At 63.0% G+C, this 15,930-nt stretch carries 19 protein-coding genes; 8 read left to right on the plus strand and 11 right to left on the minus strand.

The features are described from left to right. The first annotated feature begins 52 nt into the window (after nt 1–52). The 6 genes from CV_RS20550 (at nt 53) to lnt (ending at nt 4,867) form a co-directional block, all read left to right on the plus strand. Nucleotides 53–340, plus strand: coding sequence for a YciI family protein (locus tag CV_RS20550; protein WP_011137697.1), 288 nt, complete (start codon nt 53–55; stop codon nt 338–340). Continuing rightward, on the plus strand, nt 337–1,008 hold the full coding sequence (locus CV_RS22440) for an HAD family hydrolase (RefSeq protein WP_052278886.1): 672 nt from the start codon (nt 337–339) through the stop codon (nt 1,006–1,008). The genes CV_RS20550 and CV_RS22440 overlap by 4 nt, the downstream gene beginning before the upstream one ends. Further along, nucleotides 1,005–1,970: a PhoH family protein gene (locus CV_RS20560; protein ID WP_043596853.1), complete on the plus strand. Its 966-nt coding sequence runs from the start codon at nt 1,005–1,007 to the stop codon at nt 1,968–1,970. Before CV_RS22440 ends, CV_RS20560 begins: the two co-directional genes overlap by 4 nt. Continuing rightward, the gene (gene ybeY, locus CV_RS20565) at nt 1,951–2,457 is read left to right on the plus strand and encodes an rRNA maturation RNase YbeY (protein WP_011137699.1); all 507 of its coding nucleotides are present in this window, start codon (nt 1,951–1,953) and stop codon (nt 2,455–2,457) included. Before CV_RS20560 ends, ybeY begins: the two co-directional genes overlap by 20 nt. A 3-nt stretch (nt 2,458–2,460) precedes the next feature. Further along, nucleotides 2,461–3,312, plus strand: coding sequence for an HlyC/CorC family transporter (locus CV_RS20570; RefSeq protein WP_011137700.1), 852 nt, complete (start codon nt 2,461–2,463; stop codon nt 3,310–3,312). Nucleotides 3,313–3,376: 64 nt separating this feature from the next. Next, nucleotides 3,377–4,867, plus strand: a complete 1,491-nt coding sequence (lnt, locus tag CV_RS20575) for an apolipoprotein N-acyltransferase (RefSeq protein ID WP_052278887.1) — start codon at nt 3,377–3,379, stop codon at nt 4,865–4,867. A gap of 74 nt (nt 4,868–4,941) precedes the next feature. Here the strand turns inward: lnt and CV_RS20580 are convergent, their stop codons facing one another. Together CV_RS20580 and CV_RS20585 are read right to left on the minus strand one after the other, a co-directional pair. After that, nucleotides 4,942–6,585: a methyl-accepting chemotaxis protein gene (locus CV_RS20580; protein ID WP_011137702.1), complete on the minus strand. Its 1,644-nt coding sequence runs from the start codon at nt 6,583–6,585 to the stop codon at nt 4,942–4,944. 175 nt (nt 6,586–6,760) lie between these two features. After that, entirely contained in the window at nt 6,761–8,638 is a 1,878-nt protein-coding gene (locus tag CV_RS20585; protein ID WP_011137703.1) for a methyl-accepting chemotaxis protein, read from the minus strand. 380 nt (nt 8,639–9,018) lie between these two features. On the opposite strand from CV_RS20585, the gene CV_RS20590 reads away from it, so the two are divergent. Then, entirely contained in the window at nt 9,019–9,816 is a 798-nt protein-coding gene (locus CV_RS20590; protein WP_011137704.1) for an MOSC domain-containing protein, read from the plus strand. A gap of 33 nt (nt 9,817–9,849) precedes the next feature. Further along, complete coding sequence (locus CV_RS20595) at nt 9,850–10,764, plus strand: glutaminase (RefSeq protein ID WP_011137705.1); 915 nt, start codon at nt 9,850–9,852, stop codon at nt 10,762–10,764. 96 nt (nt 10,765–10,860) lie between these two features. Here CV_RS20595 and rplQ read toward each other — a convergent pair whose 3' ends face one another. The 9 genes from rplQ to rplO all read right to left on the minus strand — a co-directional run bounded on the left by rplQ (nt 10,861) and on the right by rplO (nt 15,928). Continuing rightward, complete coding sequence (gene rplQ, locus CV_RS20600) at nt 10,861–11,256, minus strand: 50S ribosomal protein L17 (RefSeq protein WP_011137706.1); 396 nt, start codon at nt 11,254–11,256, stop codon at nt 10,861–10,863. A gap of 24 nt (nt 11,257–11,280) precedes the next feature. Next, the gene (locus CV_RS20605; protein WP_011137707.1) at nt 11,281–12,264 is read right to left on the minus strand and encodes a DNA-directed RNA polymerase subunit alpha; all 984 of its coding nucleotides are present in this window, start codon (nt 12,262–12,264) and stop codon (nt 11,281–11,283) included. Between the two features lie 23 nt (nt 12,265–12,287). Then, a complete protein-coding gene (gene rpsD / locus CV_RS20610; protein WP_011137708.1) occupies nt 12,288–12,908 on the minus strand; it encodes a 30S ribosomal protein S4 in 621 nt (206 codons plus the stop codon). Nucleotides 12,909–12,926: 18 nt separating this feature from the next. Then, nucleotides 12,927–13,322 carry a 30S ribosomal protein S11 gene (gene rpsK, locus CV_RS20615; RefSeq protein WP_011137709.1) on the minus strand — a complete coding sequence of 132 codons (396 nt, stop codon included), beginning with the start codon at nt 13,320–13,322 and terminating at the stop codon, nt 12,927–12,929. Nucleotides 13,323–13,339: 17 nt separating this feature from the next. After that, nucleotides 13,340–13,702 carry a 30S ribosomal protein S13 gene (gene rpsM, locus CV_RS20620; protein WP_011137710.1) on the minus strand — a complete coding sequence of 121 codons (363 nt, stop codon included), beginning with the start codon at nt 13,700–13,702 and terminating at the stop codon, nt 13,340–13,342. A 70-nt stretch (nt 13,703–13,772) separates the two neighbouring features. Further along, entirely contained in the window at nt 13,773–13,886 is a 114-nt protein-coding gene (gene rpmJ / locus CV_RS23155; protein ID WP_011137711.1) for a 50S ribosomal protein L36, read from the minus strand. Nucleotides 13,887–13,923: 37 nt separating this feature from the next. Further along, a complete protein-coding gene (gene infA, locus CV_RS20625; RefSeq protein WP_011137712.1) occupies nt 13,924–14,142 on the minus strand; it encodes a translation initiation factor IF-1 in 219 nt (72 codons plus the stop codon). Between the two features lie 23 nt (nt 14,143–14,165). Continuing rightward, a complete protein-coding gene (gene secY / locus CV_RS20630) occupies nt 14,166–15,485 on the minus strand; it encodes a preprotein translocase subunit SecY (protein WP_011137713.1) in 1,320 nt (439 codons plus the stop codon). An 11-nt stretch (nt 15,486–15,496) separates the two neighbouring features. Beyond that, nucleotides 15,497–15,928, minus strand: coding sequence for a 50S ribosomal protein L15 (gene rplO / locus CV_RS20635; RefSeq protein WP_011137714.1), 432 nt, complete (start codon nt 15,926–15,928; stop codon nt 15,497–15,499). Nucleotides 15,929–15,930: the final 2 nt, after the last annotated feature.

The raw sequence follows: 15,930 nt of genomic DNA on the forward strand, positions 1-15,930 counted from the left end.
CCCGGCCCCGGCCGGCGTATGCTGTGTTCCGTCGCCACACGGAGAATCGCCGATGTTCATCGTCTCGCTGACTTATACCGCCCCGCTGTCCGATGTGGACGCGCTGCTCGACGCCCATGTTGCGTGGCTGAAGCAGGCCTACGCCGACGGCGCCTTCCTGGCGTCCGGCCGCAAGGTGCCGCGCGAGGGCGGCGTCATCCTGGCGCGCGGCGAACGCGCCGCGCTGGAGGCCCGGCTCGCCGAGGACCCGTTCGCCAAGGGCGGCGTCGCCCGCTACGACATCATCGAGTTCGCGCCGAGCATGGCCGCCGCCGGGCTGGAAAGCTTGAAGGACGCATGAGCGCAAGCGGCATCACAGCCCTGCTGCTGGACTTGGACGACACGCTGTTCGACGACAGCCATGCAACACGCCAAGCGTTTTCCGCCTTCATCGGCCCGCACGCCTCGCGCTTTTCCGAAGCCGAAGCCGAGTTGTTTCCGCGCTGGCGCGCCTGCGTCGACCGCCACTGGCGTCGTTTCGAGCAAGGCGAGCTGACGATGGCGCAGCAGCGCCACGAGCGGCTGCGCGACTTCCTCGGCCTGCCGCATATCAGCGAAGACGAGGCCGCGCGGCTGTTCCAGCCCTATATGGACGCCTACCGCCGCCACCGCCGGCTTACTCCCGGCGCGGCGGCCTTTCTCGACGCCACCCGCCACTTGGTGCGCATCGTGGTCAGCAACGGCGGCGCGGAACAGCAGCGGGCCAAGCTCGCGCACCTGGGCATCGCCCATCACTTCCGCCACGTCGTGACCGTGGAGGACGCCGGCGCCGCCAAACCGGATTCCCGCATCTTCCTCCACGCGCTGGCGCTGGAAAACCTCGCGCCCGAACATTGCCTGATGGTGGGCGACGACCCGGCGCGCGACATCGAACCGGCGCGCCGGCTGGGCATGGCGGCCTGCCAGGTCTCCCACGGCCGCCACGCCGCCGTTTTTCAAAAGTTAAGCCTACAACTGCAGAACGCATGAGCACTAGCGAATCCCTCAGTTTCAACCCGGTCGACAACGAGCGGCTGGCCCGCCTGTGCGGCCCGCTGGACGAAAACCTCAAACAGGTGGAAACCGGCCTCGACGTCGCCATCCAGCGCCGCGGCGAAGCCTTCCGCGTGCAGGGCCCGGCCGCCAAGCTGGCGGTGGAGGCGCTGACCCGCCTCTACCTGCAGGCCGCCGAGCAGGACATCTCGATCGACGACGTGCAGCTGTCGCTGGTGGAGCTGCGCCAGCAACAGGCCAGCGGCGAACAGGAAGCGTCGCCGGTGCTGGCCACCCGCCGCGGCGACCTGAAAGGCCGCACGCCGAACCAGGCGCGCTACATCAAGGCCATCCAGCAGCACGACGTCACCTTCGGCATCGGCCCGGCCGGCACCGGCAAGACCTATCTCGCCGTCGCCTGCGCGGTGGACGCGATGGAGCGCGACGCGGTCAAGCGCATCGTGCTGGTGCGCCCGGCGGTGGAGGCCGGCGAAAAGCTGGGCTTCCTGCCCGGCGACCTGGCGCAGAAGGTGGACCCTTACTTACGCCCGCTGTACGACGCGCTGTACGACCTGATGGGCTTCGACCGCGTCACCCGGCTGTTCGAGAAGAACCTGATCGAGATCGCGCCGCTGGCCTATATGCGCGGCCGCACGCTGAACCACGCCTTCATCATCCTGGACGAGGCGCAGAACACCACGCCCGAGCAGATGAAGATGTTCCTGACCCGGATCGGCTTCGGCTCGCGCGCGGTGATCACCGGCGACGTCACCCAGATCGACCTGGCCCGCCACCAGAAGAGCGGCCTGGTCGAGGTGGAGCGCATCCTGGGCCACGTGCGCGGCATCCATTTCCACCATTTCAACAGCAACGACGTGGTGCGCCATCCGCTGGTGCAGAAGATCGTCGACGCCTACGACCAATACCAAAGCAAGCAAGATGAAAAAAGCCAAGCGTAACCCGCTGCTCGCCCGCCTGGCCGGACGGCTGGAATTGACCCTGGACGTGCGCAGCGACGCCGCCGCCCTGCCGCCCCCCGCGCTGATCCGCCGCGCCTGCCAGGCCGCGCTGCGGCGCGACGTCAAACAGGCCCAGATCAGCATCGTCATCGTCGACGCCGCTGAAGGCCGTCAGCTCAACAACGACTATCGCGGCAAGGATTATGCGACCAACGTTTTGTCCTTCGCGCTGAACGAGGGCGAACCGGTGGAAGGCCTGCCGCTGTTCGGCGACCTGGTGCTGTGCGCGCCGGTGGTGGAGCAGGAAGCCGCCGAGCAGAACAAGGCGCTGATGGCCCACTACGCCCACCTGCTGGTCCACGGCATGCTGCACCTGCAGGGCTTCGATCATGAAGAGGACGCAGAGGCCGAAGCGATGGAAGTGCTTGAAACCGTAATCGTTAAACAGCTAGGATATCCCGATCCCTACCACGAGGAGCACATCTAAGAAATGGAAGACCCCAGTAAACCGCGACCCAGTTGGCTTGAACGCCTGTCCACCATGCTCTTGCGCGAGCCGGAAGACCGCGAGGAGTTGATCGAGCTGTTGCACAACGCCTTCGAGCGCAACCTGCTCGACGCCGAGGCCCTCGGCATGATCGAAGGCGTGCTGGAGGTCAGCGAGCTGACCGTGCGCGACGTGATGATCCCGCGCAGCCAGATGCACGTGCTGAACATCGACGACCCCATCGCCCGCTTCCTGCCGACCGTGATCGACTCCGGCCACTCGCGCTTCCCGGTGATAGGCGAGAGCAAGGATGACGTGCAAGGCATCCTGCTGGCCAAGGAGTTGCTGCGTTACTTCCATGCGCCCTCCACCTTCAATCTGAAGAACGTGCTGCGCCCGGCGGTGTTCGTGCCGGAGTCCAAGCCGCTGAACGTGCTGCTGCGCGACTTCCGCGCCACCCACAACCACATGGCGGTGGTGGTGGACGAATACGGCGGCGTCTGCGGCCTGGTGACCATCGAAGACGTGATCGAGCAGATCGTCGGCGACATCGAGGACGAGTACGACATCGACGACGACGAGGACGACATCGTGCCGGTGCGCGGCAACGAGCGTTACCGCGTCAAGGCGCTGACCGAAATCGAAGACTTCAACCACTACTTCGGCACCGACTACGCCGACGACGACGTCGACACCGTCGGCGGCCTGGTGATCTCGCTGACCGGCCACCTGCCCAAGCGCGGCGAGAAAATAGAGGCCGCCGGCCTGCGCTTCACCGTGCTGCGCGCCGACAGCCGCCGCCTGGACACCTTGCTGGTGGAACGCATCCAGGCCTCCATCGACATCGCCGAATAAGGCTATGCTGAATGCAGCCGGCGGCGCCGGCTGCGATCCTTCGTCCCCAACTGCAACAAGCCCCATGCGAATCCTGATCCTGCTCTTGGCCGCCGCGCTGGCTGGCGCCTTCACCCTGTTTGCCTTCGCCCCCTACCGGCTGTTCTGGCTGATGCCGCTCTGCCTGGCCGCGCTGGTCGAACTGCTGCAGCGCGAGCCGCGGCGCGCGTTCTGGCTGGGCTATGCCTGGGGCCTGGGCGCCTATGTCAGCAATTTCCGCTGGATCTACGACAGCCTGCACGACGTGGCCGGCCTGCCGGCCTGGATCGCCGCGCCGCTGGTGCTGCTGCTGCCGGCCTACCTGGCGCTGTATCCCGGCCTGGCGTCCTGGCTGGCCTGCCGCATCGATCCGCGGCCCGGCGTGCGCTGGCTGCTGGCCTTTCCCGCGGCCTGGGAGCTGGGCGAATGGCTGCGCGGCTGGGTGATGACCGGCTTCCCCTGGGGCGCCGCCGGTTATTCGCAGATCACCGAAAGCCCACTGGCCGGCTACGCGCCGCTGGGCGGCATCCACCTGGTCAATTACCTGGTGGCGCTGTCCGCCGCCGCCCTGGCCATGCTTGCGCGCGCCGGCATGCGGCAGCGGATCGGCATCCTGATCGCCGCCGCGCTGGCATGGGGCAGCGGCGTCTGGCTGCGCGACATCGAATGGACCACGCCGGCGGGCAAGCCGATCACGGTGGCGCTGGCCCAGGGCAATATCGCGCAAGAACTGAAATGGTCGCCGGAGAACCTGGAAAACTCGCTGCTCACCTATTACCGCCAGGTGGCGATGACCCGCGCCGACCTGATGATCCTGCCGGAAACCGCGCTGCCGCTGTTCCTCGACGATCTGCCGTCCGGCTATCTGTCGATGATGCGCGGCGAGGCGTCCCGCGCCGGCATGGCGCTGGCCAGCGGCATCCCGCGCCGCACCGACGACGGCCGCGGTTATCTGAATTCGGTGGTGGCGCTGTCCGATCCCAAGATGCCCTATTACGCCAAGGACCACCTGGTGCCGTTCGGCGAATTCGTGCCGCTGCCGGGCCTGATAGGCTGGATCTACCAGCATATGGACATGCCGCTGTCCGGCTTTACCCGCGGCGGCGCCGACCAGCCGCCGCTGACGCTGGCCGGACAGAAGGTGGCGTTCAACGTCTGCTACGAAGACAGCTTCGGCGAAGAGCTGATCGGCCCGGCGTCGCGCGCCGGCATGCTGGCCAACGTCAGCAATCTGGCCTGGTTCGGCAAGAGCGAGGCGATGAGCCAGCACCTGCAACTGTCGCAGGCGCGCTCGCTGGAAACCGGCCGCTACATGCTGCGCGCCACCAACAACGGCATGACCGCCATCATCCGTCCGGACGGCGAGATTTCCGCGGTGGCCGCGCCGTTCACCGCCCAGGTGCTGACCGGCTTCGCCCAAAGCAGGCAGGGACTGACGCCGTACATGCGGTTCGGCAATCTGCCCGTCGTCTTAGGCTGCGGCGCCCTGCTGCTGCTGGCCCTGCTGCTGGGCTGGCGCCGGCGAGGCCAGCATTAGCCCTGGCTGGCATTGAACAAGAAAAAGGCCCGGCGATGCGCACCGCCGGGCCTTTTTCCATTTCCGGCGCTGAGCTAGCCGCGTACCGAGAAACGCGACACCAGTTGCCGCAGGTTGGCTGCCAGCTGGTGCATATTATGGATGGCCTGCGACGCGGACTGCGACGCAGAAGCGTTGCTGGTGGCGCTGTGGGCGATCTGCTCGACATGCTGGGCGATGGCCTGGCTGGCCGCGCTCTGCTCCTGCAGCGCGTGGGAGATGTCGCCGATCACCGCTACCACGCCGTTGGCGCTGTCCTGGATGCGGGCGATCTCGGAGCCTGCCTGCTCAGCCAGGTCCAGCCCCGCCTTCACCCTGCCCACCGCCTCTTCCATGCTGTGGCGCGAATGCTCCGCGCCCTGCTGCACGTCCTGGATCATGCTGGCGATTTCCTGCGTCGCCTGCGCGGTGCGTTCGGACAGCTTGCGCACCTCGTCCGCCACCACCGCGAAGCCCCGGCCCATCTCGCCGGCCCGCGCCGCCTCGATCGCGGCGTTCAGCGCCAGCAGATTGGTCTGGTCGGCGATGTCCTTGATCACTTGCATGATGCTGGAAATGGTCTGGGTCTTGTCGGCCAGGCTGGTGATGATGCCCGAGGTCTGATCGACCGCGTCGTTGATGCGCCGCATCTCGCTGACCGCTTCGGCGATCACCGCGCCGCCGCTCTTGGACAGCGTGCCGGATTCGTTGGCCAGGTTGCGCGCGTCCTGCGAGCGGTCGGAAATATGGTTGACGCTGACCGTCAACTGCTCGATAGACGCCGCCATCGCGGTGGCCGCCGCGCTCTGCTGCTCCGAGCCGCGGCCGACCGCCTCCGCCTCGCCGGTCACCTTGCTGCTGACCTGGGACAGCTGGTTGGCGCCGGCGATGATGTCGCGCACCAGCCGCTCCAGTTCCCGTTGCATCGCGCCCACCGCGGACATCAGGCTGTCCCCGTCCCCCTCCTTCACCGCCACCTCCTCGTCCAGATGGCCGGCGGCGATGCGCTTGACCACCGCCACCGTATCCTGCGGATCGCCGCCCAGTTGGCTCAGCACATTGCGCAATATCATGCCGCCCATGCCCAGCAGCACTAGCAGCGCCGCCGCCAGCACCCCGCCCAGCCACAGCAGCTCGTGGCGGAAGGCCGCCGCGACGTCGTCGAGGTAGATGCCGGTGCCGACGATCCAATGCCATTTCGGCGTGGTGGTGACGTAAGAGATCTTGGGCTGCGGCTGATCGAAGCCGGGCTTGCTCCACACGTATTCGCCGTAGCCGCCGCCGCCGGGCGACGAGATCGCGTTCTGGAACAGGGTCTTCAACTCGACGCCGTTCGGGTCCTTGACCCCGGCCAGGTTCTTGCCGATCAGCTCCGGCTTGGCGCCGTGCGCGACGTAATTCCAATCGGCGTCATAGGCGAAAAAGTAATCCGCCTTTTCGTAATGCATGGCGCTCAAGGCCTTGGATAGCATGCGCTTGGCGTCGGCCTCGCCGATCTTGCCGCTCTCCACCATCTTCTCGTAACTGGAAACCAGGCCCACGGCGCTCTGCACCAGGTTGCGCACCTTGTCCTGCCGGTCTTTCAGCATCACCTGGCGCTGGTTGTACACCGATACCACGCCCAGGCCGCACACCACGACCACCACCAAGGCCATCAACCCGATCAGCCGGGTCTTCAGGCTCAAGCCTGCATTCGCCATTTCCCGCTCCTTCCCCAACCGGCACGCATTGATTCGTGCTTATTTTGATAGTTATGCTACAAAACCATTCTAGAAACCGATCCAACCAGCCGCCACGCCGTTTTGCCGATCCAGATCAAGCATCCGCGACAGGCGTGAAAAAGCCCGGACATGCCGGGCTTGGGATGGGCGCCGATCAGACGCGGAAGCTGGAAAACAGCTGGCGCATGCTGGTCGCCGACTGCGACAGCTCCGACAACGTGTCGCGCACGGTTTGCAGCGCGTCGTCGCTGTCGACGATGCGGCCGTTGATCTGCTCGGTGCTCTGGGCGATCATCGTGGTGGCCTTGTGCTGCTCGCTGGTGGACAGCGTGATCTCGTTCATCTTGGCCATCACTTCCTGCATCGCCTGCTGGATCTGCTCGATGCGCTGCACCGCGCCCAGCGTCAGCTCCACGCCGCCGTCAACCGAACTCACCGTGCGCTGCATATTGCTGACCGCCTGGCTGGTTTCCTCGCGTATGGTGCTGACCATGCCCGAGATCTCTACCGTCGCCTGGCCGGTGCGCTCGGCCAGCTTGCGCACCTCGTCGGCCACCACCGCGAAGCCGCGTCCCATCTCGCCGGCGCGCGCCGCCTCGATCGCGGCGTTCAGCGCCAACAGATTGGTCTGGTCGGCGATGTCCTTGATCACATTGGTGATGCCGCTGATCTGCTGCGAACGCTGGTCAAGCGAGGACAGCATCGCGGACAGCCCCTTCACCGCGTCGACGGTGCTGTTCATCTCCTGCGAGATCTGCTGCATGCCGTGCGCGCTTTCGCTGGACACCTGGCCGGTGTGATTGACCAGGCCATCGGCCTCGCGCGCGGCGTCGGCGATGTGCGAGATGCTGACGGTGATCTCCTCAAGCGTGGCCGCGTTGGAGCTGGACACATCGGAAATCTGGCGCGAATCGTGCGCCACCTTGTCCACGGTGTCGGTCACGCTCTCCACGCCGCCGGTGACGCGCTCCGCCTCCTCCTTCACCGCGATGAACATCTTTTGCAGCTGGCCGATGAAGCGGTTGAAAGCGGTGGCGGTCTCGGCGATCTCGTCCTGACCAGTCACCTGGATGCGGCGCGTCAGGTCGCCCTCGCCCTGGGAAATTTCCAGCATGGCATTGCGCAGGCGGCCCAGGCCGGCCAGCATCCTGCTCAGCAGCAGGCTGGCCACCGGGATCAGGATCACCACGCACAGCGCGCCGATGCCCACCACGGTCAGCAGCAGGGTGTTCAGCGGACCGGTGACCACCGACTCGTCGGTCACCACGCCCAGCAGCCAGTTGGTGCCCTCCACCGGCTGCACCTCGATCAGCTTGCTCTCGCCCCCGATGCTGACCTCCTGCATCGTGGTGTCCGCCGCCAGTTTGCCCAGCCGGTCCGCCGTCAACTCAGGCACCTTCTCGGACAGCGGCTTCAGGGTCAGGCTGGCGTCAGGGTGGGCGATTACCTTGCCGCCCTTGTCGACCAGGAAGGCGTAGCCGTTGCCGCGCAGCTTCACCGACAACACGGTCTTGACCAGGTCGTCGATGAAGATGTCGCCGCCGACCACGGCCTTCAGCGCGCTGCCGTCTTTCACCGGGGACACGAAGGTCACCACCAGCTTCTTGGTGTCGAAATCGACATAGGGGTCGGACACGCCCGGATTGCCGCTGGCCGCCGCCTGCTGGTACCAGGGCCGCGCGACCGGGTCGTAGCCTTGCGGCTGCGGCTTCATGTCCGAACGTATCATCACGTGCTCGGCGGTGCCGATATAGGTCATGTCGAAACCGCCGGCCTGGCTAAGCCGCGCCAGCGTCTGGCGGGGGTCCGGCGTGCCGACCAGCGGATTCGCCGCGATCACCACGCCCACCTTGCTCTTGTACCAGCTGCTCACCAGGGCCGAATAGCCCTTGGAGGTGCCGCCAAGCTCGTTGTCCACGCCGCGGACGATCTCATTACGCATCTGGGTGTAAACCAGCACCGTAATCACCAGGCCCAGCACAACCAGCAGCAGGGCTATAAACGCAATCAGCTTGACACGCAAAGAGCGCATTACACTTCCTCCTCATCCCCAATCACATGCAAGGCCGTCTCGACCGCGATTGCCGCGGCGTCGGGCGCTGTTATTTGCAGCCGTTACTCCGGTTTAGTCCGTATCGCCACAAAGCTCAACGGTTAATTCCCATTTTACAAAACTTGCCAAAGCCATACCGCATGGCATGAAGTAGCGACTTCGCGCTTTGCCCAGCCTATCGCACGACAGTCAGACAACGCGTCCATGGCATCCCAATGTAAATGTCCCATCACAGATATGCAATGGCCGCGTTACAATTCGCTTGAAGCATTCCACTGAGCTACTTCAAAATGTCGCCGTTCGCCTCGCACATGCCCATCCCGTGCTAGCATGCCGCCAATACGAAAGCGGAGAATCCCATGCAATTGAGCGCCATGTTCGTCCATCCGGTGAAGTCGTGCCGCGGCATCGCCTTCGACCGCGCCTACGCCGGCAAGCTGGGCCTGCTGCACGACAGGGAATGGCTGCTGGTCAGCCCGGATGGCCAGCAGATCACCGCGCGCGCGCACCCCAAACTGGTGACCATCCGCGTGGAGCTGCTTCCCGGCGGCGCGCTGCTCCACCATTCCGGCAAGGCGCCCATCTTCGCGATGGCCACCGCCTACACCCGTCCTCATCCGGCCCAGGTATGGAAGGACGGTTTCCAGGCCTGGCACGGCGACGAACGCGTCGATGCCTGGTTCGCCGACATCCTCGGCTGCGACTGCCGGCTGCTGTGGCTGGGCGCGCAATCCAACCGGCCCTTCAAGGGCGGCCCGGAAACAATGAGCTTCGCCGACGGCTATCCCTTCCTGCTGGCCAGCCAGGCCTCCCTTGACGATCTGAACCGCCAGCTGGCCGCGCCCGTCACCCTGCGGCACTTCCGGCCCAATCTCGTCGTCTCCGGCGCCTATCCGTGGGAAGAGGACGAATGGCAGGTGATCCGCATCGGCGACGTGGAGTTCGACGTGGTGAAACCCTGCGTGCGCTGCGTGCTGACCACCGTGGATCCCGAGCTGGGCGAGAAGCGCGCCGACGGCGAACCGCTGCAAACCCTGATCCGGACCCGGATGCTGGACGCCGGCGTCTGTTTCGGCATGAATTTGCGCGCTCGCAACGAGGGCGTGCTGGAGCTGGGCGCGCCGGTCGAAGTGCTGGAGCAGCGCTACAGCTTCTAGACTGCCCCCGCCGCGCATGCTTACAATCGCTGAATGAATCTGCAAGCGCTCATTGAAGATATCCGGCAGCAAGTGCTGCCTTTCTACGACCAGGGCCGGGTGGCCGACTACATCCCGGCGCTGGCCTCGGTGCCGCCGCATCAGTTCGGCATCGCCATCCACACGCTGGACGGCCGCGAACACGCCTGCGGCGATGCCGACACTCCCTTCTCCATCCAGAGCATCAGCAAGGCCTTCATGCTGGCGCTGACGCTGCAGGCCGACGGCGAGCAACTGTGGCGCCACGTCGGCAAGGAGCCTTCCGGCAACCCGTTCAACTCGCTGGTGCAGCTGGAGTACGAGCACGGCATCCCGCGCAATCCCTTCATCAACGCCGGCGCCCTGGTCGTCACCGACCGCGCGATCGGCCATTTCGGCGATGCCCACGCCCGGCTGCTGGCCTGGCTGCGCGAAGAGACCGGCAACGCCGGCCTGATGGCCGACCAAGCCATCGCCGCTTCCGAACGCGCGCACGGCGACCGCAACGCGGCGCTCGCCCATTTCATGAAGAGCTACGGCAACCTCGGCCACCCGGTGGAAACCGTGCTGGACCAGTATTTTCACAACTGCAGCATCGCGATGAGCTGCCGCGAACTGGCCCGCGCCGGCCTGTTCCTAGCCAATCACGGCCTGTCGCCTCAAACCGGAACACAGTACCTGAGCCGCAGCCAGGCCAAACAGGTGAACGCCGTCATGCTGACCTGCGGCACCTATGACGCCGCCGGCGAATTCGCCTACCGCGTCGGCCTGCCGGTGAAGAGCGGCGTCGGCGGCGGCCTGCTGGCGGTGATTCCCGGCAAGATGGCCATCGCCGCGTGGAGCCCGCAACTGGACGCGCGCGGCAACTCGGTGCTGGGCCTGGAGGCGTTGGATCGCTTCACCACGCGCACCGGGCTCTCCATCTTCTAGATGCGGCGAAGCCGGGTTCGCCAACGCCAACCCGGCTGTTCAAGACATGAAAAAAGCCAGCTCCTGAGAGCTGGCTTTTTCTTTCAACTGCGTCGATTACTCGGCGGAGTTGTCTTCAACTGCAACGGCATCTTCCGGACGGTCCACCAGCTCTACCAGAGCCATCGGGGCGTTGTCGCCCTTGCGGAAACCGTACTTCAGGATGCGCACGTAGCCGCCGTTGCGGGTAGCGTAGCGCGCGCCGAGCACGTCAAAGAGTTTAACCACGATTTCGCGGTCACGGGTGCGGTCGAACGCCAGACGACGGTTGGCGAGGGACGGCTTTTTGCCGAGCGTGATGAGCGGCTCGGCCACACGACGCAGTTCCTTGGCCTTCGGCAGCGTGGTCACGATAACTTCGTGCTTCAGCAGCGAGTTGGCCATGTTGCGCAGCATCGCCAGACGATGGCTGGTCGTGCGGTTCAGTTTACGATTACTGTAACGATGACGCATTGTTAATGTCCTTTAGTCTCAAACTTACGGCTTTTCCAGACCAGCCGGAGGCCAATTCTCGAGCTTCATGCCGAGAGTCAGGCCCTTGGAAGCGAGAACTTCCTTGATCTCGTTCAGCGACTTGCGGCCGAGGTTCGGAGTCTTCAGAAGCTCGGTTTCGGTGCGCTGGATCAGATCGCCGATGTAATAAATGTTCTCTGCTTTCAGGCAGTTGGCCGAACGGACCGTCAGTTCAAGATCGTCTACCGGACGCAGCAGGATCGGATCGATCGGCGGCGCCTTTTCAACGACTTCTTCAACCGCTGTGCCCTGGAGGTCGGCAAAGATCGACAGCTGATCCATCAGGATGCGGGCTGCGTTGCGCACAGCCTGCTCCGGCTCGATCACGCCGTTGGTCTCGATATCGAGAACCAGGCGGTCGAGGTCGGTACGCTGTTCCACGCGGGCGCTTTCCACAGCGAAGCTCACGCGGCGGACCGGCGAGAAGGAAGCGTCCAGTTGGATGGTACCGATGGAACGGTTGTCGTCATGGCTGGTGCGAGCGGACACCGGCTGATAGCCGCGGCCCTTCTCCACCTTGACCTCCATGTCGATCTTGCCGCCGGAGGAGATGTGACAAATCACGTGTTCCGGATTGATCACTTCCACATCATGCGGCAGCTCGATATCGCTAGCCAAGACAGCGCCCTCGCCTTCCTTTTTCAAGGTCAGCACGACACTGTCGCGACCATGCAGCTTAAGCACTACGCCCTTGAGGTTGAGGAGGATGTCGACGACATCCTCGCGCACGCCATCAAGCGCGGAATACTCATGCAAAACGCCAGCGATAGTCACTTCGGTCGGAGCATAGCCCGGCATCGACGACAGCAGGATACGGCGCAGCGAATTGCCCAGGGTATGGGCATAGCCGCGCTCGAACGGCTCCATCGACACGCGAGCGTGAGTGGCGGAAACCGGCTGTACGTCGATCAGACGAGGTTTCAGAAATTCCGAAGCGCTGTTTTGCATAGTCATTCCCTAAGAGCTAGCGATTACTTGGAGTAGAATTCCACAACGAGTTGTTCGTTGATATCGCTAGACAGTTCGGAACGTTCCGGAGCGGATTTGAAGGTGCCTTCCATTTTCTTGGAGTCAACCGACACCCAAGACGGGAAGCCGCCTTGCTCGGCCAGAGCCAGACCTTCGACGATGCGAGCCTGTTTCTTAGCCTTTTCGCGGACGGACACTACGTCACCGGCTTTAACCTGGTAGGACGGAATGTTCACAACCTGGCCGTTCACAACGATAGCCTTGTGGCTGACCAGCTGACGCGCTTCGGCGCGAGTGGAGCCAAAGCCCATGCGATATACAACGTTGTCCAGGCGGGACTCAAGCAGCTTCAGCAGGTTTTCACCCGTGGAGCCCTTGCGGCGAACAGCTTCCGCAAAGTAGTTGCGGAACTGACGCTCGAGTACGCCGTAGATGCGGCGGATTTTCTGCTTTTCACGCAGTTGGACGCCGTAGTCCGACAGGCGACCGCGACGGGCGCCATGTTGACCAGGAGCAGCATCCAGTTTGCATTTGGAATCCAGTGCACGGCGTGCGCTCTTCAGGAAAAGGTCGGTGCCTTCACGACGAGCGAGCTTACACTTCGGGCCAATATAACGTGCCATGTTCTCACACTCTCCGAATTAGATACGACGTTTTTTGGGCGGACGGCAACCGTTGTGCGGTACCGGCGTCACGTCGGAGATGCTGGTGATCTTGAAACCCAGCGAGTTGAGTGCGCGAACAGCGGATTCACGACCCGGGCCCGGGCCTTTGATACGAACTTCGAGGTTCTTCACACCATATTCTTGGGCAACTTTACCAGCGTGCTCTGCAGCTACCTGAGCGGCAAAGGGTGTACTCTTGCGCGAGCCCTTAAAACCAGCGCCGCCAGAGGTAGCCCAAGACAGTGCATTGCCTTGACGGTCGGTGATAGTGATGATGGTGTTGTTGAACGAAGCGTGCACGTGCACGATGCCTTCGCTAACAGACTTGCGCACTTTTTTACGTACACGGACAGCTGTGTTTGCTTTAGCCATTATCTGTGTTCCTTAGTTTACTTCTTGCCGGCGATCGCCTTGCGCGGACCCTTGCGGGTACGAGCATTGGTGCGAGTGCGCTGACCGCGGCACGGCAAGCCGCGACGATGGCGGAAGCCGCGGTAGCAGCCCATGTCCATCAGACGCTTGATGCTCATGGTGATTTCGCGGCGCAGGTCACCTTCAACGGTGAACTTCGCGACTTGATCACGCAGAGCTTCCATTTCAGCTTCAGTCAGATCCTTCACCTTGGTGGAGGGATTCACGCTGGCTGCAGCACAGATTTGCTGAGCGCGAGTCTGACCGACGCCGAAAATTGCCTGCAGGCCGATAACGGCATGCGCATGATTAGGGATGTTTACCCCTGCAATACGGGCCATACTCTTTCCTTAAGCCTTAAGACCTTGAAAAGTTTGCGATTGTATCACGCAAATCGTGGTCTAACAAATGTTAGCCCTGTTTTTGCTTGTGACGCGGGTCCGTGCAGATCACGCGAACTACGCGATTGCGACGAATGATTTTGCAATTACGGCAAATCTTCTTTACAGAAGGCTGTACTCGCATGTTCAGATCCTTTCAAATCCAAAAAAGAGCGAATGCGTTACTTCGCACGGAACACAATGCGGGCCCGGGACAGATCGTATGGAGTCAGCTCCACAGTCACCTTGTCGCCTGGCAGGATGCGGATGTAGTGCATCCGCATCTTCCCAGAGATATGCCCGAGTACCACGTGTCCATTTTCGAGCTTGATCTTGAAAGTTGCGCTGGGCAAATTTTCCAGGACCTCGCCCTGCATCTGGATAGTGTCTTCCTTAGCCATATAACCCAGTGTGAACTCGTGTGTCAGCGGGTAAGGGCATTGCCTTTGAAGTTGGCCTTCTTCAGCAAGCTCTCGTATTGATGCGACAACACATAGGACTGCACTTGCGCCATGAAGTCCATCGTCACCACCACGATAATCAGCAGCGACGTACCGCCGAAGTAGAACGGCACGTTCCACTTCAGGATCAGGAATTCCGGCAGCAGGCAGACCAGCGTGATGTAGATCGCACCGATCAGCGTCAGCCGCAGAATGATCTTCTCGATGTAACGAGAAGTCTGCTCACCTGGACGGATGCCCGGGATGAACGCCCCGCTCTTCTTCAGGTTGTCAGCCGTTTCCTTGGGGTTGAATACCAACGCCGTGTAGAAATAGCAGAAGAAGATGATCGCCGCCGCATACAGCAGCACATAGATCGGCTGACCCGGGTGCAGCTTGTCGGCCACGCCCTTCAACCAAGCCATGTGCTCGCCCTGGCCGAACCAGCCGAGAACGGTGGCCGGGAACAGGATGATGCTGGAGGCGAAGATCGGGGGAATCACCCCTGCCATGTTGAGCTTGAGCGGCAGATGCGTGCTCTGGCCCTGCATGACGCGATTGCCCACCTGACGCTTGGCGTAGTTCACCAGCACCTTGCGTTGGCCGCGCTCGGCGTAGACAACGAGGAAGGTGACCAGGATCACACCGACAAACAGCAGGATGGCAAACAGAATGGGCAAGGAGCCCTGACTGGTCAGAGTCAGGGTTTTACCGATCGCAGCCGGAACACCCGCGGCGATACCCGCGCAGATGATCAGCGAGATACCGTTGCCGATACCGCGCTCGGTGATCTGTTCGCCCAACCACATCAGGAACATGGTTCCGGTGACCAGAGACACCACGGTTGTCAGATAAAACTCCCACTGAGCAGTCATCACCAGGTTAGGCTGCTTGTACAACATCACCGCGATGCCGAAACTTTGGAAAGTTGCGAGCGCCACGGTGGCATAACGCGTGTACTGGGTTATCTTGCGACGTCCCGCATCGCCTTCCTTCTTCAACTGCTTCAGGCTGGGCAGAACCTCGGCCGCAAGCTGCAGAATGATGGAAGCCGAGATGTACGGCATGATGCCCAGGGCAAATACCGTAAACCTCGAGAGGGCGCCGCCCGAGAACATGTTGAACATGTCGAGCAGGCCCGTCTGCGATGTGTGGAACAACTTCGCTAGTTCGGCAGGGTTGATACCCGGAACCGGAATATGGGCGCCGATGCGATAAACGATCAGCGCGCCAATCAGGAACCAGATACGACGCTTCAGATCACCAAACTTATTGGCATTGGCCACTAGAGAAGTATTCGCCACAAATTTATGCCTTATTCAATGCTGCCGCCGGCAGCCTCGATGGCAGCGCGGGCGCCAGCGGTAACGCTGATACCACGCAGTTTGACCGCGCGCTCAACCTTGCCGGACAGGACTACCTTGGCAACTTGTGCCTGAGCAGCCACCAGACCGGCTTGCTTGAGAGCCAGCAGATCGATTTCGTCGACCGGCAGCAGGTTCAGTTCGGACAGGCGAACTTCGCATACGAAGCGAGCCGTCAGAGACTTGAAGCCACGCTTCGGCAGACGACGTTGCAGCGGCATTTGACCGCCTTCGAAGCCTACCTTGTGGAAACCACCGGCACGGCTCTTCTGGCCCTTGTGGCCGCGGCCGCAAGTCTTGCCCAGGCCGGAACCAATGCCACGGCCGACACGGCGCTTGGCATGCTTGGCGCCGACGCCCGGTTGTACGGTGTTCAGCAGCATCT

This window comes from Chromobacterium violaceum ATCC 12472 (assembly GCF_000007705.1).
In the GTDB taxonomy this organism is placed as follows: domain Bacteria; phylum Pseudomonadota; class Gammaproteobacteria; order Burkholderiales; family Chromobacteriaceae; genus Chromobacterium; species Chromobacterium violaceum.